This is a genomic window from Ruegeria sp. CF2 (genome assembly GCF_056537385.1).
This window is the reverse complement of the sequence record NZ_JBQFRL010000005.1, coordinates 18,857-41,740: the sequence shown is the minus strand read 5'-3', so window position 1 is coordinate 41,740 and position 22,884 is coordinate 18,857. Positions and strand designations below refer to the sequence as shown.

The window sequence follows — 22,884 nt, the reverse complement described above, 5'->3', positions numbered from 1 at the left end:
GCCAAATGGCAAAGGCATTCGCGTCCCAGGGGGACATGACCGAAAAGAAGATCTCGTTCACCGAGGTGGGCGAAGGGCTCTATGCCTTCACCGCCGAGGGCGACCCGAACTCGGGCGTGATCATCGGCGATGACAGCGTGATGGTGGTCGAGGCCCAGGCCACGCCGCGCCTGGCGCAGAAAGTGATCGACTGCATCCGTTCGGTGACCGACAAGCCGATCACCCATGTGGCGCTGACCCATTACCACGCGGTCCGCGTGCTGGGCGCCAGCGCCTTCGGTGCGCAGCAGATCATCATGTCGGACATGGCCCGCGCCATGGTCGTCGAACGCGGGAAAGAGGACTGGGACAGCGAGTTCCAGCGCTTTCCGCGCCTGTTCGAAGGGCATGAGAGCATCCCCGGCCTGACCTGGCCCACCACCACCTTCAACGACACGATGACGGTCTATCTGGGCAACCGCCGGATCGATCTGATGCATCTGGGCCGGGCCCATACGGCTGGTGACATCGTGATCCACGTGCCCGACCAGAACGTGATGTTCACCGGCGACATCGTCGAATATCACTCGGCCTGCTATTGCGGCGACGGGCATTTCAGCGACTGGGGCGACACGCTGGATCAGATCCAATGGTTTGACGTGGACGCCATCGCGCCGGGGCGCGGCGATGCGCTTGTCGGTAAGGAAATGGTGAACGCCGCCATCGAGAACACCCGCGATTTCGTCGAAAGCACCTATCGCCCGGCGGCCAAGGTGGCGGCGCGCGGCGGCAGCTTGAAAGAGGCCTGGGACGCGGTGCGTGCGGAATGCGATCCGAAATTCTCGGACTACGCCATCTACGAACACTGCCTGCCCTTCAACGTGGCCCGCGCCTATGACGAGGCGCGCGGCATTGACACCCCGCGCATCTGGACCGCCCAGCGCGATCTGGAGATGTGGGAAGCCCTGCAGGGCTGAGAAATGGCCCGGCAACTTGATCCAGATCGTGTTGCCGGCCTGAAAACGATGCAACCATGGAGGAGAGCCATCGGCGCCCCGCGCCGGTGGGCAGGGAATGTGCGCCCGGCGCACAGAACTTGGGGAGAGAGCCCATGAACAAGATTTTTGAACAGCCGCTCTATGCCTATGCCCGCAGCCCCGATCAGGATGCCCCCGCCCCGGTGCGGCATCAGGTGATCGTGATCGGCGCGGGCCCGGTCGGGCTGGCCGCCGCCATCGACTTGGCCCAGCAGGGCGTCGAGGTGGTGGTGCTGGACGACAACGACAAGGTCAGTTTCGGCAGCCGCGCCATCTGTTTCGCCCAGCGCACGCTGGAAATCGCCGACCGGCTGGGGTGTGCCCGGCCTATGGTGGGCAAGGGCGTGCTGTGGAACACCGGCAAGGTGTTCTTCGACGACCGCAAGGTCTATGAATTCAACCTTCAGCCCGATGAGGGCTATGCCCATCCGGCCTTCATCAACCTTCAGCAATACTACTTTGAGCAGTTCATGGTCGAACGGGTCCGCGCGTTGCAGGCCCAGGGCGCACCGCTCGAGATCCGCGGCCGCAACAAGGTCGAGGCGATCGGCACCCATGACGACCACGTCAAGCTCGAGGTGGAAACGCCCGAGGGGTCGTACACCGTCGAGGCCGACTGGCTGATCGCCTGCGACGGGGCCAATTCGCCCACCCGCCGGATGCTGGGGCTGGATTTCGTGGGCCGCGTGTTCGAGGACAACTTCCTGATCGCCGACGTGATCATGGAGGCCGATTTCCCGTCCGAGCGCTGGTTCTGGTTCGACCCGCCCTTCAACCGCGGCCAGTCGGCGCTGCTGCACAAACAGCCCGACAATGTCTGGCGCATCGACCTGCAACTGGGCTGGGACATCGACAAGGAACGCGAAAAGCGCCCCGAAAACGTGATCCCGCGCCTCAAGGCGATGCTGGGCGCGGATGTCCAGTTCGAGCTGGAATGGGTCAGCATCTATACCTTCCAGTGCCGCCGGATGGAGAAATTTCGCCACGGCCGCGTCCTGTTTGCCGGCGACAGCGCCCATCAGGTCAGCCCCTTCGGCGCGCGGGGGGCCAATTCGGGCCTGCAGGACACCGACAACCTGTGCTGGAAGCTGAAGATGGTCCTTGACGGCACCGCGCCCGACAGCCTGCTGGACAGCTATGATGTCGAGCGCATCCACGGCGCAGACGAGAACATCCTGAACTCGACCCGCTCGACCGATTTCATCACGCCGAAATCGGAAATGTCGCGCATCCTGCGCGACGCGGTTCTGGACCTAAGCGAACACTATGAGTTCGCCCGCCCGCTGGTGAATTCCGGACGGCTGAGCGTGCCCTGCACCTATGACGGCTCGCCGCTGAGTTCGGCGGATGCGCTGGATGGCCCGGCCGAAACGCGCCCCGGTTCGCCCTGCCCCGATGCGCCGCTGGGGGATGAATTCCTGTTGCCCAAGCTGGCAGGCAAGTTCACCCTGCTGACCATCGACGCCGACGCCCCGGAAACGATCGAGGAAGAGGGCGTGACGGTCGAGCGACTGGCGCTGTCGGTCAAGGATGACCGCACGCTGGCGCTGAAGCGGCGGTATCTGGGCGACGCGGAAGGTGCGGTCTATCTAATCCGGCCCGATCAGCATGTGGCGGCGCGGCGCGACAGCTATGAAGATAACGCGTTCCGGCATGCGATCCGCCGGGCCATCGGCAAGGAGTAGGCACAATGGATGAACTGATCCTCACCCCGAATATCGACGGCGCGGATGATTTCTATGCCGATCTGCTGGCCGCGCACGACGGTCTGGACAAGGCCGAAAGCGATGCGCTGAATGCGCGGCTGGTGCTGGTGCTGGCCAACCACATCGGCGACCGGACCATCCTGAAACAGGCGATCGACGCGGCCAAAGCCCGATGAGTGACGTCGTCCTGTATGACTATTGGCGATCCTCGGCCAGCTATCGGGTGCGTATCGCGCTGAACCTGGCCGGGATCGCCTATCGCACGCAGACCGTCGATCTGGTCAAGGGCGAGCAGACCGCGCCCGCGCATCTGGCGCGCAACCCGCAGGGCTTTGTTCCGGTGCTCGAGATCGACGGCGTGCAATTGACCCAGTCACTGGCCATTCTCGACTATCTCGACCGGACGCGGGGTCTGAACCTGCTGCCGGACGAGCCGGTTGCGCGGGCCAGGGCGCAGGCGCTGGCCCATGCCATCGCGGTGGATTTGCACCCGGTCTGCAACCTGAAAGTCGCCCGCCACGCCACGCAGCTGAGCGGAGGCCGGGGCGACATGCCCGGCGACTGGATGCGCCATTTCATCCGCCCCGGTCTGCTGGCCTTCGAGGCAATGCTGGCCGGATTCGAACAGGCCCCCTATTGCACGGGTTCGGCGCCCGGGCTGGCCGATCTCTGCCTGATCCCGCAGATGTACAACGCCCGGCGCTGGCAGGTCGACCTGTCGGACTTGCCGCGCGTTCTGGCGGTCGAGGCGGCCTGCGCCGACCACCCTGCATTTGCAGCGGCCCACCCGGACGCCCACGCGCCGGGCTGAGCCGCGCACAGGGTCTGTGTGCCGATGCGTCTGTGCACCGGCGCCGATCGGGCCTAGCCTTGTGCCGGAAATCACCGCACGAGGCCCCCGATGCCACAGATCACCGGCTATCACGCCCATGTCTATTTCGACGCCGAAACGCAGGAGACCGCCCGCCGTGTCTGCGAAGAGGCTGCCCGCCTGTTCCCCGCCCAGATGGGCCGCATGCACAGCCGCAATGTCGGCCCCCACCCGCGTTGGAGCTGCCAGCTGAGCTTTGCCGCCGATGCCTTCGACAAGGTGATCCCGTGGCTGATGCTGAACCGGCAGGGGCTGACCGTGTTCACCCACCCCGAAACCGGCGAGCACCTGCCCGATCACCGCGACAGGGCGATCTGGATGGGCGAGATGCTGGACCTGGACCTGTCGATCTTTGACCGGCTGGGCGCCTAGCCCAGCGCCCGCGTCTGTTCCCTGAGCTTGAATTTCTGGATCTTGCCTGTCGATGTCTTGGGCAGCGGCCCGAACACCACCGTCTTGGGTGCCTTGAAATGGGCCATGTGGTCGCGGCAGAACGCGATCAGATCGGCCTCGGTCGCATCGGCGCCCGGCTTCAACTCGACAAAGGCGCAAGGCGTCTCGCCCCATTTCTCGTCCGGCTTGGCGACCACGGCGGCCTCCATCACGGCGGGGTGTTTGTAGAGGATATCCTCGACCTCGACCGACGAGATGTTCTCGCCCCCCGAAATGATGATGTCCTTTGACCGGTCCTTCAGCGCGATATAGCCGTCGGGATGCATCACCCCCAGATCGCCCGAGGCGAACCAGCCGCCGCGGAACGCTTTCTGCGTGGCCTCGGGGTTCTTGAGATACCCTTTCATCACGATATTGCCCTGCATGAAGATCTCGCCCATGGTCTCGCCATCGGCCGGCACCGGTTCGAGCGTTTCGGGATCAGCCACCATCAGCCCCGACAGCGCGACGTATTTCACCCCTTGCCGCACCTTGAGCGCGGCGCGCTCCTCGGCGGGCTTGTCGTTCCATTCGTCCTTCCACGCGCACACGACCGACGGCCCGTAGGTTTCGGTCAGGCCATAGACATGGGTGACCTTGATCCCCATCCCCTCCATCGCGGCGATCACTGCGGCAGGCGGGGGAGCGCCTGCGGTCATTACCTTGATTTCATGGTCGAAATCCTTCAGGTGATCGGGTGCGTTGGCCAGCATGTTCAGCACGATGGGGGCGCCGCAGAAATGGGTCACGCGCTCGTTCCGGAAGGCGCGGTAGATCGGCTCGTCCCGCACCGCGCGCAGGCAGACGGACGTGCCCGCGTTCGCGGCCATGGTCCACGGAAAACACCAGCCGTTGCAGTGGAACATCGGCAGCGTCCACAGATAGACCGAATGTTGCGGCATGCCCCAGGTCAGGATGTTCGAGGTGGCGTTCAGCGCCGCGCCACGGTGGTGATAGACCACGCCCTTGGGGTTGCCGGTGGTGCCAGAGGTGTAGTTCAGGGTGATGGCGTCCCACTCGTCCTGCGGCAGCGACCAGTCGAATTCCGGGTCGCCCTCGGCCAGCAGCGCGTCATAGGTCAGCGCGCCCAGCTTCTCACCGCCGTCGAAACTGGGATCCTCGATGTCGATCACCAGAATGTCGTGATCCACCTGCTCCAGCGCCTGCTTCACCACACCCGAGAATTCGGGATCGACCAGCAGCACCTTGGATTCGGCGTGGTTCAGGATGAAGGCGATGATCGGCGCGTCCAGCCTTGTGTTGATGGCGTTCAGCACCGCGCCTGCCATTGGCACGCCGAAATGCGCCTCGTACATTTCGGGGATGTTGGCGGCGATGATCGACACCGTATCGCCCGTGCCCACCCCACGCGCGGCCAGCGCACTGGCCAACCGGCGGCAGCGCGCATAGGTCTGCGCCCAGCTATGGCGCCGGTCGCCATAGACCAAGGCCGGATAGTCAGGGTAAACGGCTGCCGTCCGCTCGATATAACTAAGCGGGGACAGGGCCGTGAAATTGGCCGGGCCTTTGTCCAGATCGCGCTGATAAATGCTGTGGGTCGCCATCCGCCTCTCCTCCCCAATTCGTCGGATTTTTCGTATTGAGCACAAAGGTTGCCGCAAAACAAACCCGTAAAAATACGCGAGGCGAATATACTGGAGCTACGCGATCGGGTAATCTGGCCCTACTGCGTACCGGGCTTTCGGGCTGATCTGCGGTATCTGGTTCATCCGCGCCTGCCGGGCATCGTGATTCCCGCGCGTCGCGTCTTACTGAAAGGACATGTCATGGACGGCACGTTCAACGAAAACGATCTTTCCCGCGTGGTCGAGGCCGACCGCGCCCATATCTGGCACCATCTGATCCAGCACAAGCCGTTCGAGACGAACGATCCGCGCATCATCGTCGAAGGCAAGGGAATGCGCGTCTGGGATCAGAAAGGCAAGGAACACCTGGATGCCGTCTCGGGCGGCGTCTGGACGGTGAACGTGGGCTATGGCCGCGAATCCATCTGCAAGGCGGTCTACGACCAGCTGATGAAGCTGTGCTATTTTGCGAACTCGGCGGGCTCGATCCCCGGGGCGCTTTTCGCCGAAAAGCTGATCGAGAAGATGCCAGGCATGAGCCGGGTCTACTACACCAACTCGGGGAGCGAGGCGAACGAGAAGGCGTTCAAGATGGTCCGCCAGATCGCCCACAAGAAGTACGGCGGCAAGAAGACCAAGATCCTGTATCGCGACCGCGATTATCACGGCTCGACCCTGGCGGCGATGTCGGCGGGCGGTCAGGATGAGCGCAACGCGCAATACGGCCCCTTTGCGCCGGATTTCGTGCGCGTTCCGCACTGCATGGAATACCGCAAGCACGAACTGGACGGCGCACCCGAAGAGAACTTTGGCGAATGGGCCGCCGATCAGATCGAAGCGGTGATCCTGCGCGAAGGTCCCGACACCGTGGGCGCGCTGTGCCTTGAGCCGGTGACCGCCGGCGGCGGCGTGATCGAAGCGCCCGAAGGCTACTGGCAGCGCGTGCAGGAGATCTGCAAGAAGTACGACATCCTGCTGCATATCGACGAGGTCGTCTGCGGCGTGGGTCGCACCGGCACCTGGTTCGGGTACCAGCAATACGGGGTGAAACCCGACTTCGTGACCATGGCCAAAGGCGTGGCCTCGGGCTATGCCGCGATTGCCTGCATGGTGACCACCGAGGAAGTCTTTGACATGTTCAAAGACGATGCCGCGGACCCGATGAACTATTTCCGCGACATCTCGACCTTTGGCGGCTGCACCGCCGGGCCGGCGGCGGCGATCGAGAACATGCGCATCATCGAAGACGAGAACCTGCTGGGCAATTGCGCAGCGATGGGGGATCGCATGATGGGCAACCTGCAGGCACTGATGGACAAGCACAAGGTCATCGGCGACGTGCGCGGCAAGGGCCTGTTCCTGGGTGCCGAACTGGTCGCGGATCGGGCGTCCAAAGAACCGGTGGATGAAAAGCTGGCCCAAGCGGTCGTGGCCGATTGCATGGCGCAAGGGGTAATCATCGGTGTCACCAACCGCTCGGTCCCCGGCCGCAACAACACGCTATGCTTCTCTCCGGCTTTGATCGCCACGGCGGACGACATCGACCAAATCACCGATGCGGTTGATGGCGCACTGGGGCGTGTGTTCGGGTAAACCCAGCGCGGGATAAAAGACCAAGTGAAGCCGGCGTTCTTCGCGCCGGTTTCTTTTTTTAGCTCCATTTGCTCAGGCAATAGCCTTTGTTTGAGTCAATCAGCGCATCCAGACCAAAGTCTAGGATTTGCGCCCGCTGATGACAAAATGAGTTAGCGAAAAGAAAAACCGGCCCCTCGCGGCCAAGGATCTCTGCTCATCCGCCCATTCCTTGGCTTCCTGATCCGGAACGAGCTTGTTGGACTCGGCAAACCTTTTCAGCAGGGTGATCATCATATTGGCCAGCCCATCTGGCCGGAGTTCGTTATCGCAAATCGTGATCGGCGTGATGCTTTCCACATTGAAACCCGCGTCTCTCAATATCGGTGGCAGTCGTGCGGGCACGTCTCTCCCGACAAAGTGCTCGTCCCAGGCTTTTATCATCTGATCCATTCTTGCCGGATCATCACTGTACCAAACCAGACTGTCGAAATGGATGTCGCCCACGACAAGCAGACCAGCCGTCCTGAGACAGCGATGGGCCTCCGCCACCGCGGCGGCAATGTCGTCTAAATACTCGTAAACCTGAACCGATACCGCCTTGTCGAGTGACGCATCCTCGACCGGAAGTTGGCCTGCCTCACCCTCCATGATCTGGACCCAGTCATATTCATGGCAGCGGTTTTTGGCGGAACTCCGCATCGCCTCACTTGGATCGATCCCCAAAACACGCCCGGTCGGACCAACCGCCCGCGCGAGCTCTGCTGTCAAAAGACCGTTGCCGCATCCAACGTCCGCAATGGTATCACCCGGGGCTGGTCGCAACGCGTCAAAAGACCCTCGCCGCCGCCGGGTGACATCGGCACCTTGATACACGCTATCGAGTAGACGCGTTGTTGCTGCATCAAATTCAAGCATGGCACTCGCAAAACCAATGTTGGTCAATTCAGCACGTGCAAGCCTAGCGGTTTTTGGTCTAATTGTCTGCCTGCGCAAAAAAGCAGGCACTCAGGCATCAAAAAAAGCCGCCCCTTGTAGCGCGGCCTTTCTTTCACTGTTTACTGAATGAGGAGGCCAGAGGGGCAAGTACCCTAGAAACCACCCCACCAAGCAGCTCCAGTTCGTGCAACCTGCGTTTTTGTGCGTCAGTTCGCCCTTTTGATTTCGACTTCATCAAATTCGAAACGGCCAGTTCCAAAGGCTGCCAGGCCTATCCCCGCACGAGCGCCCTGGCTGGAGTTCGTGGACGTTCGCTTTGAGAACAGCGTTTGAACGACCTTGGTCCCGTTGGCAAAGAAAACCACATGCGCCCCACGGACCTGGAAGGTCAGCTTGTTCGGGGCGCCGACACGTATCGCGTCATGTCTGTCCGCGTGTACCAGCCGCAATTGGCGACCGTCCTTTTGCAGTACGTGATAGCGCCCTTTGTCGTCCACAGTGAACGCCACATACTTCCCGGACTTTCCGCTGCCAACCAGAATGCCCACACCGCTTTTGCCGCTGAACTCTCCGTCCACCACGGCAGAGATTACCATGTCCTGCGTGCTCTCCAACGAATCCGAGCCGGGAAACTTCACCCACGCCACATCGTTGAACTGAAGGCTACGCGCATCCTGTCTGTTCTCCATGACGAATTTTTCATCGGCCACATAAACAGCCCAGGGCGGCTTGGCCGATTGAAAGTCGATCTGCCCACCCAGCATGAGCGTCGTGTCGTCGCCATCAAAGGTTTCAACCAAAACGTCAGGAAGGTCAGGTTCGGTGATCGTGTCCTGTGATCTTGCCACTGTCGGGTGGCAGATCGCCACTGCCGTCAAGACAAGAAGGGCTTGTGTAAGTCTTTGGCAAATAGGCATTTCAGTATTCCGCATTCAATTCATCAGTGAAACTTAACAGATGATTGCACCAAATGCGTGTAGTGACCATGACGGAATCCCATACTTGGTTTATGCGAAATCCAATCTGGTCGATCCAAAGAAAAAAGCCGCCCCGAACGGGACGGCCTTTCTTTCACTGTCTCTCGAAAGAGGATCAGGCGGTCAGAGCGGCCTGTGCCTTGGCGACGATCGCGCCGAACGCTTCCGGTTCGTGCACGGCCAGATCGGCCAGGACTTTGCGGTCCACTTCGATACCGGCCAGGTTCAGGCCGTTGATGAAGCGGGAATAGGTCAGAGCTTCGTCATGCGAACGAACAGCGGCGTTGATGCGCTGGATCCACAGGGCGCGGAAGTTGCGCTTGCGGTTCTTGCGGTCGCGGGTTGCGTACTGGTTGGCCTTGTCGACGGCCTGACGGGCAACCTTGAAGGTGTTCTTGCGGCGGCCATAGTAACCTTTGGCGGCCTTGATGACCTTCTTGTGACGGGCGTGAGTTACGGTTCCACCTTTAACGCGGGACATATCGGTATCTCCTCTTAGCGGTCGTAGGGCATGTAGCCCTTGACGATCTTGGCGTCGGGGGCGGACAGGGTGGTGGTGCCACGGGCGTCGCGGATGAACTTCTTGGTCCGCTTGATCATGCCGTGCCGCTTGCCGGCCTGAGCTGACATGACCTTACCGGTCGCGGTCACCTTGAAGCGCTTCTTGGCGCTCGATTTGGTCTTCATCTTGGGCATTTCCGTCTCCTTTCAGGGTTCGGTACGAAACGCGACTCGGCATGCCACATCGGCCGGTCGCGCGATCAGATGCGCCGTTTACGCAAGTTCGGTCATGCTGGCAAGGGGTTTTTGACCCGTTCGGGTGCTTTTTGCACCGGGGTCGGGAACCGGGGCAGCAGGGCCGCCCCGGTTGGTGTCATCAGTCGGCGAACTTGCGGATTTCGCCGCTTTTCAGTCGCGCGCTGTACGAGGCCAGTTCCTGACGCACCACTTTCATCAGGAAGTAGAGCGCAAAGACGTTGACCACGGCCATGGCAAAGATCGCCGCGTCCGAGAAGTCGATGACCGGGCCCAGGTTGGCCGCAGCCCCGATCACCACGAAGACGCAGAAGATCAGCTTGAACGCCAGCTCCTTGGTGTGGCCCTCGCCAAACAGATAGGTCCAGGCCTTGAGGCCATAGTAGGACCAGCTGATCATGGTCGAGAAGGCGAACAGGATCACCGCGATGGCAAGGATGTAGGGGAACCAGCTGAAGGCGCTGCCGAAAGCGGCCGAAGTCAGGCTGACGCCAGAGTTGCCATCCACGGTTGCGATCGCCGTGCCGGCTTCGTTCAGCACGTACAGGCCGGTTGCCGGGTCGATCACCAGCTGCTGGGTGATGATGATCACCAGCGCGGTCATGGTGCAGATCACCACGGTGTCGATGAACGGCTCAAGCAGCGAAACAAAGCCTTCGGTGATCGGCTCTTTGGTACGGACAGCCGAGTGTGCAATGGCCGCCGAGCCAACGCCTGCCTCGTTCGAGAATGCGGCGCGCTTGAAGCCCTGGATCAGAGCACCGACCATGCCGCCGGCGACACCCAGACCGGTGAAGGCACCAGCGAAGATCTGACCGAAGGCCCAGCCGATCATGTCAGCGTTCATGATGATGATAACCAGCGCAGTGGCGACATACAGGATGCCCATGAACGGCACGACCTTCTCGGTCACGCGGGCGATCGACTTCAGGCCGCCCACGATGACCATGAACACCACGGCCGCGAAGACCAGGCCGGTGATCCAACCGGGATAGTCACCGACGATGCCCGCGATCTGCTGGTGCGCCTGGTTGGCCTGGAACATGTTGCCCCCGCCCAGCGCGCCAAGGATACAGAAGATCGAGAACAGGACCGCCAGGATCTTGCCGCCGGGCAGACCCAGCTCGGCAAAGCCCTTGGACATATAGTACATCGGGCCGCCCGAAACGGTGCCGTCTTCGTACTCGTTACGGTACTTCACACCCAGCGTACATTCGGTGAATTTCGACGCCATGCCCAGAAGGCCGGCGAGGATCATCCAGAAGGTCGCACCGGGGCCGCCGATGCCGACGGCCACCGCGACGCCCGCGATGTTGCCCAGGCCGACCGTACCGGACAGCGCCGTTGCCAGCGCCTGGAAGTGACTGACCTCGCCCGCATCGTTGGGGTCGGAATAGTCACCTTTGACCAAGCTGATCGCATGGCTGAAGAACCGCATCTGCACAAAGGCGAAATACAGCGTGAACACCGTCGCGGCCACGACCAGCCACATCACGATCCAGGGAAAGCTCGTCCCCGGAAAAGGTGCGAAGATGAAGCTGACGAAGGGGCCCGTCAGATTCGCGAAAGTCTGGTTGATCTTTTCATCCAGACCGGGGGCCTCCTGCGCAAATGCGGGGTTGGCCAGCAGGGCCGCGGCCGCACCGGACAGGCCCAGGGTTTTGATCGATTTCATGTCTGCTCCTCCCGTCAGTTCACGACTGTGACCGGAACGTCGGCGTGCATGACCAGATTCTGGGTCGAACTGCCGAAGATTCGCTTTTTGATGCCGTCAGCCGAGGATCGTCCCACGACGATCTGCGATCCGCCGTTTTCGACCGTGATCGCGTTCAGCGTTTCGGCCACATCGCCATGGCGGACAATACCGCGGGCGCTGAAGCCTGCGGCCTTCAGGGCCTCGACGGCGGGTTCCACCACGCGGCTGGTGGCAAGCGCGATCTCCTCCTCGCGCCGCTTGTGCCGCAGGGCGTTTTCCTCGGGAGTTTGGAAAGTATAGGGCGACCATTCGATGACATAGGCAACCAGCAGTTCACACGATCCAATCCGACTTGCCAGATCCTTGGCAAAGCCGACCGCGCGATCCCCGGTCTCTGTCCCGTCCAGTCCTATGACAATTTTCGTTGTCATCTCGTTCCTCCGTTTTTGTTGATTTGGCCGGGGCCCGTGCCCCCGGCAGGGCAGCCGGAACCTGGAACTCGTTTTACAAGACTGCCCTTCGGTCAAGTATCAGGAAAAATCACTAGGAAAAGGAGATTTTTTCGGTCTATTTTCAGGAAAATATGCCGCCAGACCTCAAAAACGCAGGGAAATTGCCTGATGGACAGGGATTTGGATAAGATCGATCAACGGATATTGGCCGAGCTCGAGGCCAATGGACGCCTGCCAATAGTCGAACTGGCGGCCCGAGTAAACCTGACCAACACGCCGTGTTCCGAGCGGGTGAAACGGCTGGAAAAGAGCGGGTACATTACCGGCTACAGCGCGGTGATCGACAAGGAGAGGCTGGGGCTGGGGCACTTGACGGTGGTGCAGGTTTCGCTGACGGCCACAGCCGAACACTCGCTGGATCGTTTCAACGAGGCCGTGCGACGGGTACCTGAAATCGAAACCTGCCTGATGGTCGCCGGATCATTCGACTACATGCTGACCGTGCGGACACGCGACATCGCGCATTTCCGAACCGTTCTGGGCGACAAGATCAACAAGCTTCCGGGGATACACCAGACAAGCTCTTTCACGGTGATGGAGACCGTCAAAGAACATGTCGGCGCCAAAGCAAGACCCGGCGGACCGGGTGGCTGATCCTATTCGGGATCCGTCGAGTAGATCAGACGCTCGTCGCAGGGGGCGACGCGCAGGATGTTTGTCGAGCCTGGCACGTTGAACGGAACACCGGCGGTCACCACGATCTGATCCGAGGCGCCGGCAAATCCGCTGGCACGCGCCGCGCGCGCCGCATTGACCACGGCGCTTTTGAACCGCTCGAGCTCGGGCGTCATCACGCAGTGACAGCCCCAGCTGAGGCACAGACGCCGCGCGGTGCCGCACAGCGACGTCATGGCGATGATCGGGACACCGGGACGCTCGCGGGCGGTGAGCAGCGCGGTGGTGCCGCTTTGGGTAAAGCAGCAGATCGCCTTGATGTCGGTCTTTTCGGCAATTTCACGGGCCGCGGCCACGATGCCGTCGGCAACGGTCGTTCCCTTGGTCTGGCGCGAGGCGTCGATGATCTGTTTGTATGTTGGGTCGGCTTCGACCTCGATCGCGACCTTGTTCATGGTCTGAACGGCCTCGATCGGATACGAGCCCGCGGCCGACTCGGCGCTCAGCATGATGGCGTCGGTTCCCTCATAGATCGCGGTGGCGACGTCCGACACCTCGGCGCGGGTGGGCATCGGGCTTTCGATCATGCTTTCCAGCATCTGGGTGGCAACGATCACCGGCTTGGCGGCGGCGCGGCACTTGCGGACCAGTCGCTTTTGAATCGGAGGCACGGCCGAGACCGGGAGTTCGACCCCCAGATCGCCACGGGCGACCATGATACCGTCCGATGCGTCGAGAATTTCGTCGAACGCCTCGACCGCGGCGGGTTTTTCAATCTTGGACAGGATGGCGGCACGGCCATCGGCCAGGGCGCGCGCTTCGTACACGTCCTTGGCCCGCTGCACGAAGCTCAGCGCAAGCCAGTCGACACCCAGCTGGCAAACGAACTCCAGATCGTCCCGGTCCTTCTCCGACAGGGCCGCCAGCGGCAGTACTACGTCGGGCACGTTCACACCCTTGCGGTTCGAGATGGTCCCGCCGATTTCAACTTTGCAATCCGCGAAATCGGGGCCGCATTTCTCAACCACAAGCCGGATCTTGCCGTCGTTGACCAGCAGATGCGCCCCCGCTTCCAACGCCTGAAAAATCTCGGGATGCGGCAGGCAGACCCGGCTGACATCGCCCGGAGTTTCGTCCAGATCCAGACGGAACGCGGCACCTTCGACCAACTCTTCTGCATCATTCGCAAACACACCGACCCGCAGTTTCGGGCCTTGAAGGTCAGCCAGAATGGCGATCGGACTGTCGAGATCCTTTTCGATCTGACGGATGATCCGGTGGCGCTCACGGATTTCGTCGTGGCTGCCATGGCTCATGTTCAGGCGGAAAACATCGGCGCCGGCCTCGTGCAGAGCACGGATCATATCATAGTCGTTGGACGCCGGGCCCAGCGTCGCCACGATTTTCACATTTCTCAGGCGTCGCATCGCGCTTGCTCTCCTTGATGGCCGAATGTTACCGCAAACAGTGTTCGGGTCGCTTATTGCGCAATTCCCTTTCCGTGGCAACTGTCCTACACCTGCGGCAAACTAGATGACAGGCTCATGACATACACTCCGTTTTATGTGCACGGGGCGGATCGCCCGTCCCGCTGGCTGATCACGTGTGACCATGCCACCAACACCGTACCGCCGCAGATCAACGGCGGCGATCTTGGCCTTCCGCGTGAGGACATGGAGCGCCACATCGCCTATGACGTAGGCGCCTACGAGGTGTCAAAACATCTGGGCGAGATCCTGAACGCGCCGGTGATCGCGGCCAATTTCTCGCGGCTGGTGATCGACCCGAACCGGGGCGAGGACGACCCGACGCTGCTGATGAAACTGTATGACGGGTCGATCATTCCAGCCAACCGTCACGCCGACGCCGCCGAACGCGAACGGCGCCTGAACCTGTGCTATCGCCCCTATCACGAGGCGCTGGCCAAGATGGCCGCGCTGCCCCACGCTGTTATCGTTTCGATGCATTCCTTCACGCGCCAGTTGCGGGGCCGCCCGCCGCGCCCCTGGCATGTCGGTATCTTGCACACCGCAGACGAGCGGTTCTCGGCCCCGCTGATCGACCGGCTTCGGGCCGAGGAGGATCTGTGCGTCGGCGTCAACGAACCCTACACCGGCGTGTTGCCGGGGGATGCGATCGACCGGCACGCCACCGCTTTTGGCCGCCCCAACGCACTGATCGAGCTGCGCAACGACCTGATCGCCGATCATGCCGGGCAACGCGCCTGGGCCGAGCGCCTGGCGCCGATCCTGCAGGATGCGCTTGCCGCAAGCGGGCTGTAACGCTGGAAATATCCGCGACCAAACGACGCCCGTGCTCTTGCGCGGCGCGCGGGCGGCCCCCATTCTCTGGGATGAAAGGAGGCCGTCATGACACCTGAAACCCTGACAGCCTTTTTCGGCTGGATGACCGTTCTGAACTTTGCGGTCCTGCTGCTGTCGACCCTGATGGTGGTGGCCCTGCAGGACCGCATCGCCGCCATTCACGGCCGCATGTTCCAGATGGAAAAGGCCGAGGTCAGAAAGGCCTATTTCAAGTATCTTGCCAACTACAAGATCCTGACCCTGATCTTCTGCCTGATGCCCTGGATTGCCCTCAAGCTGGTCTGAACCGGCGCGCGTTGTGCAATGGCCTCGGGCTTGCTAGGTCTGGATCAAATCCCTTCAAACCGGAGCCCGACCATGGACCCCCAGACCGAGATCGAACTTCAGGCCGCCGCTTTCCGCCGTCTGCAGAAACACCTGATGCAGGACCGCACCGACGTTCAGAACATTGACATGATGAACTTGGCCGGGTTCTGCCGAAACTGCCTGGCACGGTGGTATCAAGAGGCGGCCAATGAAAAAGGCATTGAAATGGGCAAGGACGAAGCCCGCGAAATTTTCTATGGCATGACCATGGATGAGTGGAAGTCCAAATACCAGACCGAGGCCAGCCCCGAAAAACAGGCCGCCTTCAAGGTCGCGTTCGAAGAGAACGTGGGCAAAAAAGACTGACACCATAACGAAAAGGCCCGCCAGATCGGCGGGCCTTTGCATTCAAATCGCTGCCTTCAGGCTTTCGTCCAGATAGATCTCGCGCAGCCGCTTGGCGATCGGGCCCGGCGTGCCGTCGCCCAGCGCTACGCCGTCGATCTCGACCACCGGCATCACGAAAGCGCTGGCCGAGGTGGTGAAGGCCTCGTCGGCCTCTTTTGCTTCGTCGATCGTGAACAGGCGCTCCTCGACTTCCATCTGCGCCTCGGTCGCCATGCGCAGCACCGCCTTGCGGGTGATCCCGTGCAGAATGTCGTTTGACAGCGGGCGGGTAACGATCTTGCCGTTCTTGACGATATAGGCGTTGTTGCTGGTGCCCTCGGTCACGTACCCGTCTTCGATCATCCAGGCATCATCGCACCCTGCGGCCTTGGCCATCATCTTGCCCATAGACGGGTACAACAGTTGCACCGTCTTGATGTCGCGGCGGCCCCAGCGGATATCCTCGATCGAGATGATCTTGGCCCCTTTCTTCGCCGCCGGGTTATCCGCCAGCCCGGGCTTGTTCTGGGTGAACAGAACCAGCGTCGGTTTGGTGTCAGCCGAGGGGAAGACGAAATCGCGGTCGCCGTCGCTGCCGCGGGTGACCTGCAGATAGACCAGCCCCTCAGTGATGCTGTTCAGCTCGACCAGCTTGCGGTGGATTTCGAGCAGCTCGTCCTTACTGCAGGGCTCGGCCATCTGCAATTCGTCCAGCGACCGCTTCAGGCGCACCGCGTGCCCTTCGAAGTCGATCAGCTTGCCGTCCAGCACGCTGGTCACCTCATAGACGGCATCCGCCATCAGAAAGCCTCGGTCGAAGATCGAGACCTTGGCTTCGGTCTCGGGCAGGTATTCGCCGTTCACGTAAACGGTGCGGGTCATGTCATATCCTTCTCGTCCTTGGGCTGCGCCCATTCCTCACCTCAGCGCGTCACCCCCAGAGCGCCGCCTGCGGCGGGTGTACTCCGGCCGCGTCGAAAACCAGCGGGGTGTCGCGGTCTTCGGCCAACAGAAGCGGGCCGTCAAGGTCCGTCACCAGCGCGCCCTGCGCCACCAGTGTCGCAGGCGCCATCGCCAAAGAGCTGCCGACCATGCAACCCACCATGATGCCATAGCCCTCGGCCTGCGCCCCGCGGCGCAGTTCCAGCGCCTCGGTCAGACCGCCGGTCTTGTCCAGCTTGATGTTGATCACGTCATATTTGCCCTTCAATCCGGGCAGGCTGGCGCGATCGTGGCAGCTTTCGTCGGCGCAGACCGGCACCGGGCGCTCCAGCCCGATCAGCGCCTCGTCATCGCCGGCGGGCAGCGGCTGTTCGACCAGCGCGACGCCCAACCGCACCAGATGCGGCGCCAGATCGGCATAGACCTCGGCCGACCAGCCCTCGTTGGCATCCACGATGATCTTCGCATCCGGCGCCCCGGCCCGCACGGCCTCGAGCCGCGGCATGTCGTCGGGCGTGCCCAGCTTGATCTTCAACAGCGGACGATGCGCGTTCTTCGCCGCCTGCGCCCGCATGGCGTCGGGCGTGTCCAACGACAGGGTATAGGCGGTGATCTCGGGCTTGGGCGCGGGCAGGCCGGCCAGTTCCCAGGCGCGCTTGCCCGCCCGCTTGGCCTCAAGGTCCCACAGGGCGCAATCCACCGCATTGCGCGCGGCACCGGCGGGCAGCAGGTCCATCAGCGACTGGCGCGTGAACGTGTTGGGCAAACCGCGGATCTCGGCTTCGACCGATTCCAGCGATTCGTCATACCGGGCATAAGGCACACATTCGCCCCAGCCCTGATGCGCCCCATCCGTCAGGCGCACCGTCAGTACCTTGGCCTCGGTCCGCGACCCGCGCGAGATGGTGAACACCTGCGCCAGCCGGAACACATCACGAGAGACGTCGATCTGCACGCGCCCACTCCTTGGTCTTTGCAGTTTCCAGCGCCGGAGGCAGGTATCCCCGCCATCGGCGCCCCGGTTGGATCACATCGCGGCCAGCGCGTCCACCAGCTTGCCCGCGCCGAACCGGTACGGATCCGTGGTCGGCAGGCCCATCTCGGCCTCGACCTTGGCGATGTAGGCTTTCGCGTCCTCCTCGCTCAGGTGCTGTGTGTTGATCGACACACCCGCGACCTGACAGGCGGGGTTCGCCACGCGCGCCAAAGGCAAAGCCGTGTCGCGCAGCTGTTCCAGCGTCGGCAAAGAGTATTCCGGCAGACCGCGCATATGGGTGCGGGTCGGCTCGTGGCACAGAACCAGAGCATCCGGCTGACCGCCATGGATCAAGGCCATGGTCACGCCGGAATACGAGACATGGAACAGCGACCCCTGCCCCTCGATGTGATCCCAGTGATCAGGATCGTTCTCGGGCGTCAGGTACTCGACGGAACCGGCCATGAAATCGGCCACCACGGCGTCCAGCGGTACGCCCTGGCCGGTGATCAGAATGCCGGTCTGGCCGGTGGCGCGGAAGGTCGATTTCATGCCGCGCTTGCGCATCTCGGCATCCATCGACATGGCCGTGTACATCTTGCCCGCCGAACAATCGGTGCCCACCGCCAGACAGCGCTTGCCGCTGCGCTTGCGGCCGTTGGCGATCGGATAGCCCACCGTGGGCACGCGAACGTCATGCAGCGTGCAGCCATGGGTCTGGGCGGCGGCGACCAGATCGCCTTCGTCGCGCAGCAGGTTGTGCAGGCCCGAGGCCAGGTCATAGCCCATTTCCAGCGCGGCGATCAGGACCTCTTTCCAAGCCTGGCTGATGACGCCACCGCGGTTCGCGACACCGATGACCAGCGTCTTGGCGCCGGCGGCCTTGCCTTCGGCCAGGGTCATGTCGGTCAGGCCCAGATCGGCCTTGCAGCCCTCCATCCGCAGCTGACCCACGGCGTTTTCCGGGCGCCAGTCCCGAATGCCGATCGCGACCTTGGCGGCCAGTTGGTCGGGGGCATCACCCAAAAACAGCAGATACGGTGTCTCGATCATCGCGCGCTCTCCTTTTCTTCCGCCCCAACCTATTGAAGGCCGTCAACGAGCGTTTCTCGTTTTCCTCCGACCTCCCGCACCTCGACCGGAGAATTTTGCAAGATTTCCCCGAACGGCGCAAAAAGCTTCGAAATTTTCAAAACGATGAAACTTTGACCGCCGCATTCCGGGGGTTGCGCACAGCTTTCTGCAACAGCATTGCCGCAGTTGCACAATCAGGCTTGCGCAGGGTCGCGCAATTTAATACCCAATTGCCAACTGAAATCGCAATTTCATTACCCAACGAGGTGCCGATGAGCTTTCGTATCCAACCCGCCGCCCCGGCGCGACCAAACCGCTGTCAGCTGTTCGGCCCCGGTTCCAACACCAAGCTGTTCCCCAAGATGGCCGCCTCGGCCGCGGACGTGATCAACCTCGACCTCGAAGATTCGGTGGCCCCGTCCGACAAGGACACCGCCCGCGCCAATGTGATCGAGGCGCTGAACACCGTGGATTGGGGCAACAAGTACATGTCGGTGCGCATCAACGGGCTGGATACGCCCTATTGGTACCGCGATGTCGTTGACCTGCTGGAACAGGCCAGCGACCGGCTGGATCAGATCATGATCCCCAAGGTGGGCTGCGCCGAGGATGTCTATGCGGTTGACGCCTTGGTCACTGCGATCGAACGCGCGAAGGGCCGCACCAAGCCCATCAGCTTCGAGGTCATCATCGAATCCGCCGCCGGTATCGCCCATGTCGAGGAAATCGCGGCCTCCTCCCCACGCCTGCAGGCCATGAGCCTGGGCGCGGCCGATTTCGCCGCCTCGATGGGGATGCAGACCACGGGAATCGGCGGCACGCAGGAAAACTACTACATGCTGCGCGAGGGTCAGAAATACTGGTCGGACCCGTGGCACTGGGCACAGGCTGCCATCGTGGCCGCCTGCCGCACCCATGGGGTGCTGCCGGTCGACGGGCCGTTCGGCGACTTCTCGGACGACGAAGGCTATATCGCCCAGGCGCGCCGTTCGGCGACGCTGGGCATGGTCGGTAAATGGGCGATCCACCCCAAGCAGATCGCGCTGGCCAATCAGGTCTTCACCCCGTCGGACGAGGCGGTGGCCGAAGCGCGCGAGATCCTGGCCGCGATGGAGCAAGCCAAGGCCAATGGCGAAGGCGCCACGGTCTACAAGGGGCGGTTGGTCGACATCGCCTCGATCAAGCAGGCCGAGGTGATCGTGGCGCAGGCCGAGCTGATTGCCGCAAACGGCTGATGGGGGCTTCAAAAAAAAGGCGCTCGTTCCGAGCGCCTTTTCCTGACTTCGGTTGGCCTCAGCGGCCGAACACGTTGTTTGGGGTCCAGGTAAACTTCTCACCCTGCTTGCCGGATTTCATCATCAGGCAGGACGTTCCCAGCTTCTGGAAATAGATGATCTTCAGAGGGTACCAGCCCGCCTTTGGAACTTCGACCTCGGTGCGCTGGTTGGCTTCACACCCCTGGATCCCGGTGACACGGCCGATCTGCTGACCACCGACATAGGCCTCGATCCCGTCATTGGACCATGTTTCAAGCTCGTAAATGCCCGGAGAATCAAAGCGCATGTACCCGGTGATTTCAGCGGCAACATTGTAGGGGTCCGTGAATGTCAAAACCGGCTCGCCCTTGTTGGTGTCGGCGTAGTCCAGCCCGCGCAGTGGCTTGCCCGGCTTGGCCTTGGACAACACGCTTTTGGCCTGGCTCAGATCGCGGATCTTTCTCTGAGTACCCTGCCCCACATATTTCACGTTCAACCCCGCCTTGGGATTGGGCTGCGGGTTGGCGGGCTGCAATTTCAAAGGCGCGGCAAATGCGGCACCGGCGACAATCGCCATCACGGCCGCCAGTACGCCTGTCCGAACAAAACTCATGATCGTGTCTCCCTGACATCGCGCCCTGTTCGATCTGATGCCGAGTTTCTGGCGCTTTCAGGCTGACGATATTCCGGGATACATATGCCTGCAAGGTCCTTGCGGCAGTGGGTTCAAGCTCAGGCCCTCAGGTCTTTCGGGGATCCCATGACCACGTAGGACGTGATCGAGGTGACATGGGGCAACGTGCCCAATACGTCGGTATGGAAGGTCTTGTAGGCCGACAGGTCGGCGCATTCCACCCGCAACAAGTATTCGATCGTACCGGTGATGTTGTGGCATTCGACCACTTCGGGCGCCAATTGCACCGCTTTTTCAAAACCTTCCTGGGCGGTCTTTGTATGCTCACCCAGTCCGACGCCGATATAGGCGACAAAACCGACACCCATCGCCGCAGGGTTCAAAACGGCGCGATACCCGCTGATAATGCCCGACCGCTCAAGCTCTTGAACCCGGCGCAGACAGGCTGACGGCGAAAGCCCTACGCGGTCCGCCAGTTCAAGGTTGCTGATCCGGCCATTCCGGGCCAGCTCTTGCAATATTTGCTGATTCTTGAGGTCAATACTCGCCATTTGTTGCAAGCATTATGTAATCGAGCGCGAAATCGCAATTTCATTTGACCAAACCTGGGCGATCTTTGCGCCATGACTTACGACATTCTACTTGCGCTGGTCGCCTTTGCCTTTGTCTCGTCCATCACGCCGGGACCGAACAATCTGATGCTCATGGCCTCAGGGGCGAATTTCGGGTTCCGGCGGACAATCCCCCATATGCTGGGTATCGGCCTGGGTTTCATGCTGATGGTTTTGTTGGTCGGCGCAGGGTTGGTGCAGGTGTTCGAAGCCTATCCCGTCAGCCACGTGATCCTCAAAATCGCGTCGGTGGCCTATCTGCTATTCCTCGCGTGGCGAATTGCCAATGCGGCTCCTGCCAAGGGCCCGGGACACGCCGGACGACCCATGACGTTTCTGCAGGCGGCGGCGTTTCAATGGGTGAACCCCAAAGCCTGGGCCATGGCGTTGACGGCGACGACCGCCTATGCCCCGGGCCAGACCCTGCAAGCCATTGCGCTGGTTGCCATTGTATTCGGCTGCGTGAATCTGCCATCTGTCAGCACCTGGACGGTTCTGGGCCAGCAGATGGCGCGCGTGCTGACCAACCGGCGACGTCTGACCGTGTTCAACTGGTCGATGGCGGTTCTTCTGGTGATTTCCTTGCACCCGGTGCTGTGGCCAGACTGAGGTCGCCTGACCGCGTACCTTTTCGCCACGCGCAGGGAAACGTACCCTGACATGCGGTGCCGAGTTGCATCCGGGGCGACCTCGGGTCATATAGCGGAGAACTTTCGCGTTGAGAGGCGTCATGACCCAGTATCTGGATTTCGAAAAACCGCTGGCCGAGATAGAAGGCAAAGCCGAAGAGCTGCGCGCCCTGGCCCGCGCCAACGAAGAGATGGACGTAGCTGACGAAGCCGCCGCGCTGGACGCCAAGGCGGCCAAGCTGCTGGACGAGTTGTACAAGGACCTTACGCCCTGGCGAAAATGCCAGGTAGCCCGCCATCCCCAACGTCCGCACTGCAAGGATTATGTCGAGGCCCTGTTCACCGAATTCACCCCGCTGGCTGGTGACCGAAATTTTGCCGACGATCTGGCGGTCATCGGCGGCCTGGCACGGTTCAACGATCAGCCGGTGATGGTGATCGGCCATGAAAAAGGCTCGGACACCAAATCGCGGATCGAGCGCAACTTCGGCATGGCCCGCCCCGAAGGCTATCGCAAAGCCGTGCGCCTTATGGAAATGGCTGGTCGGTTTGGTCTGCCGGTGATCACCTTGGTGGATACTGCCGGCGCGTATCCGGGCAAGGGCGCCGAAGAACGCGGGCAATCCGAAGCGATCGCCCGTTCAACCGAGATGTGTCTGAAAATCGGTGTGCCGCTGGTGTCTGTCATCATCGGCGAAGGCGGCTCGGGCGGCGCGGTGGCTTTTGCCACGGCCAACCGGGTAGCGATGCTGGAGCACTCGATCTACTCGGTTATTTCGCCCGAGGGCTGCGCGTCGATCCTGTGGAAAGATGCCGAAAAAATGCGTGAGGCCGCCGAGGCGCTGCGCCTGACCGCGCAGGACCTTCAAAAGCTGGGCGTCTGCGACCTGATCATCCCCGAACCCAAAGGTGGCGCGCATCGCGACCGCCCGGCCACGATCGAATCCGTAGGCAAGGCGATCGCCAAGATGCTGAAGGATCTGAACGGCAGGGATGCCGCCGCACTGATCAAGGACCGGCGTCAGAAGTTCCTGGACCTCGGATCCAAGGGACTGGCGGCCTGATCC

Annotated in this window: 26 protein-coding genes; 13 read left to right on the top strand and 13 right to left on the bottom strand. The window is 61.8% G+C overall.

Going from position 1 to position 22,884, the window contains the following annotated elements:
- Positions 1-5: 5 nt before the first annotated feature.
- The 5 genes from ACR0IR_RS17360 (at position 6) to ACR0IR_RS17340 (ending at position 3,965) form a co-directional block, all read left to right on the top strand.
- Positions 6-956 carry an MBL fold metallo-hydrolase gene (locus ACR0IR_RS17360; protein ID WP_170366199.1) on the top strand — a complete coding sequence of 317 codons (951 nt, stop codon included), beginning with the start codon at positions 6-8 and terminating at the stop codon, positions 954-956.
- A gap of 134 nt (positions 957-1,090) precedes the next feature.
- A complete protein-coding gene (locus tag ACR0IR_RS17355) occupies positions 1,091-2,701 on the top strand; it encodes an FAD-dependent oxidoreductase (protein ID WP_170366197.1) in 1,611 nt (536 codons plus the stop codon).
- A gap of 5 nt (positions 2,702-2,706) precedes the next feature.
- Entirely contained in the window at positions 2,707-2,898 is a 192-nt protein-coding gene (locus ACR0IR_RS17350) for a DUF2783 domain-containing protein (protein WP_149776332.1), read from the top strand.
- The gene (maiA, locus tag ACR0IR_RS17345) at positions 2,895-3,533 is read left to right on the top strand and encodes a maleylacetoacetate isomerase (protein ID WP_170366195.1); all 639 of its coding nucleotides are present in this window, start codon (positions 2,895-2,897) and stop codon (positions 3,531-3,533) included. Before ACR0IR_RS17350 ends, maiA begins: the two co-directional genes overlap by 4 nt.
- Positions 3,534-3,623: 90 nt before the next feature.
- Entirely contained in the window at positions 3,624-3,965 is a 342-nt protein-coding gene (locus ACR0IR_RS17340) for a DOPA 4,5-dioxygenase family protein (protein WP_170366194.1), read from the top strand.
- Here ACR0IR_RS17340 and ACR0IR_RS17335 read toward each other — a convergent pair.
- The gene (locus tag ACR0IR_RS17335; protein ID WP_170366192.1) at positions 3,962-5,590 is read right to left on the bottom strand and encodes an acyl-CoA synthetase; all 1,629 of its coding nucleotides are present in this window, start codon (positions 5,588-5,590) and stop codon (positions 3,962-3,964) included. The two genes, ACR0IR_RS17340 and ACR0IR_RS17335, sit on opposite strands and share 4 nt — an antisense overlap.
- A 222-nt stretch (positions 5,591-5,812) precedes the next feature.
- Here ACR0IR_RS17335 and ACR0IR_RS17330 point away from each other — a divergent pair, with 222 nt between their 5' ends.
- On the top strand, positions 5,813-7,204 hold the full coding sequence (locus ACR0IR_RS17330; protein ID WP_170366190.1) for an aminotransferase family protein: 1,392 nt from the start codon (positions 5,813-5,815) through the stop codon (positions 7,202-7,204).
- 120 nt (positions 7,205-7,324) lie between these two features.
- On the opposite strand, the gene ACR0IR_RS17325 is transcribed toward ACR0IR_RS17330, so the two are convergent.
- The 6 genes from ACR0IR_RS17325 to ACR0IR_RS17300 form a co-directional block, all read right to left on the bottom strand.
- Entirely contained in the window at positions 7,325-8,101 is a 777-nt protein-coding gene (locus ACR0IR_RS17325; RefSeq protein ID WP_170366188.1) for a methyltransferase domain-containing protein, read from the bottom strand.
- 227 nt (positions 8,102-8,328) lie between these two features.
- Positions 8,329-8,970, bottom strand: a complete 642-nt coding sequence (locus ACR0IR_RS17320; RefSeq protein ID WP_170361428.1) for a hypothetical protein — start codon at positions 8,968-8,970, stop codon at positions 8,329-8,331.
- Positions 8,971-9,214: 244 nt separating this feature from the next.
- Positions 9,215-9,580, bottom strand: a complete 366-nt coding sequence (rplT, locus tag ACR0IR_RS17315; protein WP_170344760.1) for a 50S ribosomal protein L20 — start codon at positions 9,578-9,580, stop codon at positions 9,215-9,217.
- A 14-nt stretch (positions 9,581-9,594) separates the two neighbouring features.
- On the bottom strand, positions 9,595-9,795 hold the full coding sequence (gene rpmI / locus ACR0IR_RS17310) for a 50S ribosomal protein L35 (RefSeq protein WP_039523697.1): 201 nt from the start codon (positions 9,793-9,795) through the stop codon (positions 9,595-9,597).
- A 181-nt stretch (positions 9,796-9,976) separates the two neighbouring features.
- Positions 9,977-11,530 (bottom strand): alanine/glycine:cation symporter family protein, encoded by a 1,554-nt coding sequence (locus ACR0IR_RS17305; RefSeq protein ID WP_170366185.1) that lies wholly within the window; start codon positions 11,528-11,530, stop codon positions 9,977-9,979.
- Positions 11,531-11,544: 14 nt separating this feature from the next.
- Complete coding sequence (locus ACR0IR_RS17300; protein ID WP_093965150.1) at positions 11,545-11,982, bottom strand: universal stress protein; 438 nt, start codon at positions 11,980-11,982, stop codon at positions 11,545-11,547.
- Positions 11,983-12,171: 189 nt separating this feature from the next.
- On the opposite strand from ACR0IR_RS17300, the gene ACR0IR_RS17295 reads away from it, so the two are divergent.
- Positions 12,172-12,657, top strand: a complete 486-nt coding sequence (locus ACR0IR_RS17295; protein ID WP_170366183.1) for an Lrp/AsnC family transcriptional regulator — start codon at positions 12,172-12,174, stop codon at positions 12,655-12,657.
- A gap of 2 nt (positions 12,658-12,659) precedes the next feature.
- On the opposite strand, the gene pyk is transcribed toward ACR0IR_RS17295, so the two are convergent.
- A complete protein-coding gene (pyk, locus tag ACR0IR_RS17290; protein ID WP_170366181.1) occupies positions 12,660-14,105 on the bottom strand; it encodes a pyruvate kinase in 1,446 nt (481 codons plus the stop codon).
- 117 nt (positions 14,106-14,222) lie between these two features.
- Between pyk and ACR0IR_RS17285 the strand changes: the two genes are divergently transcribed.
- The 3 genes from ACR0IR_RS17285 (at position 14,223) to ACR0IR_RS17275 (ending at position 15,674) form a co-directional block, all read left to right on the top strand.
- Positions 14,223-14,960 (top strand): N-formylglutamate amidohydrolase, encoded by a 738-nt coding sequence (locus ACR0IR_RS17285; protein ID WP_170366179.1) that lies wholly within the window; start codon positions 14,223-14,225, stop codon positions 14,958-14,960.
- Between the two features lie 87 nt (positions 14,961-15,047).
- Positions 15,048-15,287, top strand: a complete 240-nt coding sequence (locus tag ACR0IR_RS17280; protein ID WP_005981131.1) for a DUF6868 family protein — start codon at positions 15,048-15,050, stop codon at positions 15,285-15,287.
- A gap of 72 nt (positions 15,288-15,359) precedes the next feature.
- Positions 15,360-15,674, top strand: a complete 315-nt coding sequence (locus tag ACR0IR_RS17275; protein ID WP_149776299.1) for a DUF1244 domain-containing protein — start codon at positions 15,360-15,362, stop codon at positions 15,672-15,674.
- A 42-nt stretch (positions 15,675-15,716) separates the two neighbouring features.
- On the opposite strand, the gene ACR0IR_RS17270 is transcribed toward ACR0IR_RS17275, so the two are convergent.
- From ACR0IR_RS17270 to dgcN, 3 genes are all read right to left on the bottom strand, one after another.
- Positions 15,717-16,577, bottom strand: coding sequence for a D-amino-acid transaminase (locus ACR0IR_RS17270; protein ID WP_170366177.1), 861 nt, complete (start codon positions 16,575-16,577; stop codon positions 15,717-15,719).
- A gap of 49 nt (positions 16,578-16,626) precedes the next feature.
- The gene (gene dgcA, locus ACR0IR_RS17265) at positions 16,627-17,592 is read right to left on the bottom strand and encodes an N-acetyl-D-Glu racemase DgcA (protein ID WP_170366175.1); all 966 of its coding nucleotides are present in this window, start codon (positions 17,590-17,592) and stop codon (positions 16,627-16,629) included.
- Positions 17,593-17,664: 72 nt separating this feature from the next.
- A complete protein-coding gene (dgcN, locus tag ACR0IR_RS17260; RefSeq protein WP_170366173.1) occupies positions 17,665-18,666 on the bottom strand; it encodes an N-acetyltransferase DgcN in 1,002 nt (333 codons plus the stop codon).
- Between the two features lie 293 nt (positions 18,667-18,959).
- On the opposite strand from dgcN, the gene ACR0IR_RS17255 reads away from it, so the two are divergent.
- The gene (locus ACR0IR_RS17255) at positions 18,960-19,922 is read left to right on the top strand and encodes an L-malyl-CoA/beta-methylmalyl-CoA lyase (protein ID WP_170453006.1); all 963 of its coding nucleotides are present in this window, start codon (positions 18,960-18,962) and stop codon (positions 19,920-19,922) included.
- Positions 19,923-19,980: 58 nt separating this feature from the next.
- On the opposite strand, the gene ACR0IR_RS17250 is transcribed toward ACR0IR_RS17255, so the two are convergent.
- Together ACR0IR_RS17250 and ACR0IR_RS17245 are read right to left on the bottom strand one after the other, a co-directional pair.
- Entirely contained in the window at positions 19,981-20,556 is a 576-nt protein-coding gene (locus ACR0IR_RS17250; protein ID WP_170366169.1) for a PA14 domain-containing protein, read from the bottom strand.
- Positions 20,557-20,675: 119 nt separating this feature from the next.
- Positions 20,676-21,128: an Lrp/AsnC family transcriptional regulator gene (locus ACR0IR_RS17245; protein WP_170366167.1), complete on the bottom strand. Its 453-nt coding sequence runs from the start codon at positions 21,126-21,128 to the stop codon at positions 20,676-20,678.
- A gap of 72 nt (positions 21,129-21,200) precedes the next feature.
- On the opposite strand from ACR0IR_RS17245, the gene ACR0IR_RS17240 reads away from it, so the two are divergent.
- Together ACR0IR_RS17240 and ACR0IR_RS17235 are read left to right on the top strand one after the other, a co-directional pair.
- Positions 21,201-21,797 carry a LysE family translocator gene (locus ACR0IR_RS17240; RefSeq protein WP_170366165.1) on the top strand — a complete coding sequence of 199 codons (597 nt, stop codon included), beginning with the start codon at positions 21,201-21,203 and terminating at the stop codon, positions 21,795-21,797.
- A gap of 121 nt (positions 21,798-21,918) precedes the next feature.
- On the top strand, positions 21,919-22,881 hold the full coding sequence (locus ACR0IR_RS17235; protein WP_170366163.1) for an acetyl-CoA carboxylase carboxyltransferase subunit alpha: 963 nt from the start codon (positions 21,919-21,921) through the stop codon (positions 22,879-22,881).
- The last annotated feature ends 3 nt before the right edge of the window (positions 22,882-22,884 follow it).

Excerpts from the sequence above, each read along its gene's own strand:
- ACR0IR_RS17250 (WP_170366169.1), bottom strand. The coding sequence starts at position 20,556 with ATGAGTTTTGTTCGGACAGGCGTACTGGCGGCCGTGATGGCGATTGTC.
- dgcN (WP_170366173.1), bottom strand. The coding sequence starts at position 18,666 with ATGATCGAGACACCGTATCTGCTGTTTTTGGGTGATGCCCCCGACCAA.
- ACR0IR_RS17275 (WP_149776299.1), top strand. The coding sequence starts at position 15,360 with ATGGACCCCCAGACCGAGATCGAACTTCAGGCCGCCGCTTTCCGCCGT.
- ACR0IR_RS17355 (WP_170366197.1), top strand. The coding sequence starts at position 1,091 with ATGAACAAGATTTTTGAACAGCCGCTCTATGCCTATGCCCGCAGCCCC.
- ACR0IR_RS17300 (WP_093965150.1), bottom strand. The coding sequence starts at position 11,982 with ATGACAACGAAAATTGTCATAGGACTGGACGGGACAGAGACCGGGGAT.
- ACR0IR_RS17235 (WP_170366163.1), top strand. The coding sequence starts at position 21,919 with ATGACCCAGTATCTGGATTTCGAAAAACCGCTGGCCGAGATAGAAGGC.
- ACR0IR_RS17245 (WP_170366167.1), bottom strand. The coding sequence starts at position 21,128 with ATGGCGAGTATTGACCTCAAGAATCAGCAAATATTGCAAGAGCTGGCC.
- ACR0IR_RS17240 (WP_170366165.1), top strand. The coding sequence starts at position 21,201 with ATGACTTACGACATTCTACTTGCGCTGGTCGCCTTTGCCTTTGTCTCG.
- ACR0IR_RS17350 (WP_149776332.1), top strand. The coding sequence starts at position 2,707 with ATGGATGAACTGATCCTCACCCCGAATATCGACGGCGCGGATGATTTC.
- rpmI (WP_039523697.1), bottom strand. The coding sequence starts at position 9,795 with ATGCCCAAGATGAAGACCAAATCGAGCGCCAAGAAGCGCTTCAAGGTG.
- ACR0IR_RS17330 (WP_170366190.1), top strand. The coding sequence starts at position 5,813 with ATGGACGGCACGTTCAACGAAAACGATCTTTCCCGCGTGGTCGAGGCC.
- ACR0IR_RS17340 (WP_170366194.1), top strand. The coding sequence starts at position 3,624 with ATGCCACAGATCACCGGCTATCACGCCCATGTCTATTTCGACGCCGAA.
- ACR0IR_RS17335 (WP_170366192.1), bottom strand. The coding sequence starts at position 5,590 with ATGGCGACCCACAGCATTTATCAGCGCGATCTGGACAAAGGCCCGGCC.
- ACR0IR_RS17360 (WP_170366199.1), top strand. The coding sequence starts at position 6 with ATGGCAAAGGCATTCGCGTCCCAGGGGGACATGACCGAAAAGAAGATC.
- ACR0IR_RS17280 (WP_005981131.1), top strand. The coding sequence starts at position 15,048 with ATGACACCTGAAACCCTGACAGCCTTTTTCGGCTGGATGACCGTTCTG.
- ACR0IR_RS17325 (WP_170366188.1), bottom strand. The coding sequence starts at position 8,101 with ATGCTTGAATTTGATGCAGCAACAACGCGTCTACTCGATAGCGTGTAT.
- ACR0IR_RS17305 (WP_170366185.1), bottom strand. The coding sequence starts at position 11,530 with ATGAAATCGATCAAAACCCTGGGCCTGTCCGGTGCGGCCGCGGCCCTG.
- pyk (WP_170366181.1), bottom strand. The coding sequence starts at position 14,105 with ATGCGACGCCTGAGAAATGTGAAAATCGTGGCGACGCTGGGCCCGGCG.
- ACR0IR_RS17270 (WP_170366177.1), bottom strand. The coding sequence starts at position 16,577 with ATGACCCGCACCGTTTACGTGAACGGCGAATACCTGCCCGAGACCGAA.
- maiA (WP_170366195.1), top strand. The coding sequence starts at position 2,895 with ATGAGTGACGTCGTCCTGTATGACTATTGGCGATCCTCGGCCAGCTAT.
- ACR0IR_RS17285 (WP_170366179.1), top strand. The coding sequence starts at position 14,223 with ATGACATACACTCCGTTTTATGTGCACGGGGCGGATCGCCCGTCCCGC.
- ACR0IR_RS17295 (WP_170366183.1), top strand. The coding sequence starts at position 12,172 with ATGGACAGGGATTTGGATAAGATCGATCAACGGATATTGGCCGAGCTC.
- rplT (WP_170344760.1), bottom strand. The coding sequence starts at position 9,580 with ATGTCCCGCGTTAAAGGTGGAACCGTAACTCACGCCCGTCACAAGAAG.
- ACR0IR_RS17255 (WP_170453006.1), top strand. The coding sequence starts at position 18,960 with ATGAGCTTTCGTATCCAACCCGCCGCCCCGGCGCGACCAAACCGCTGT.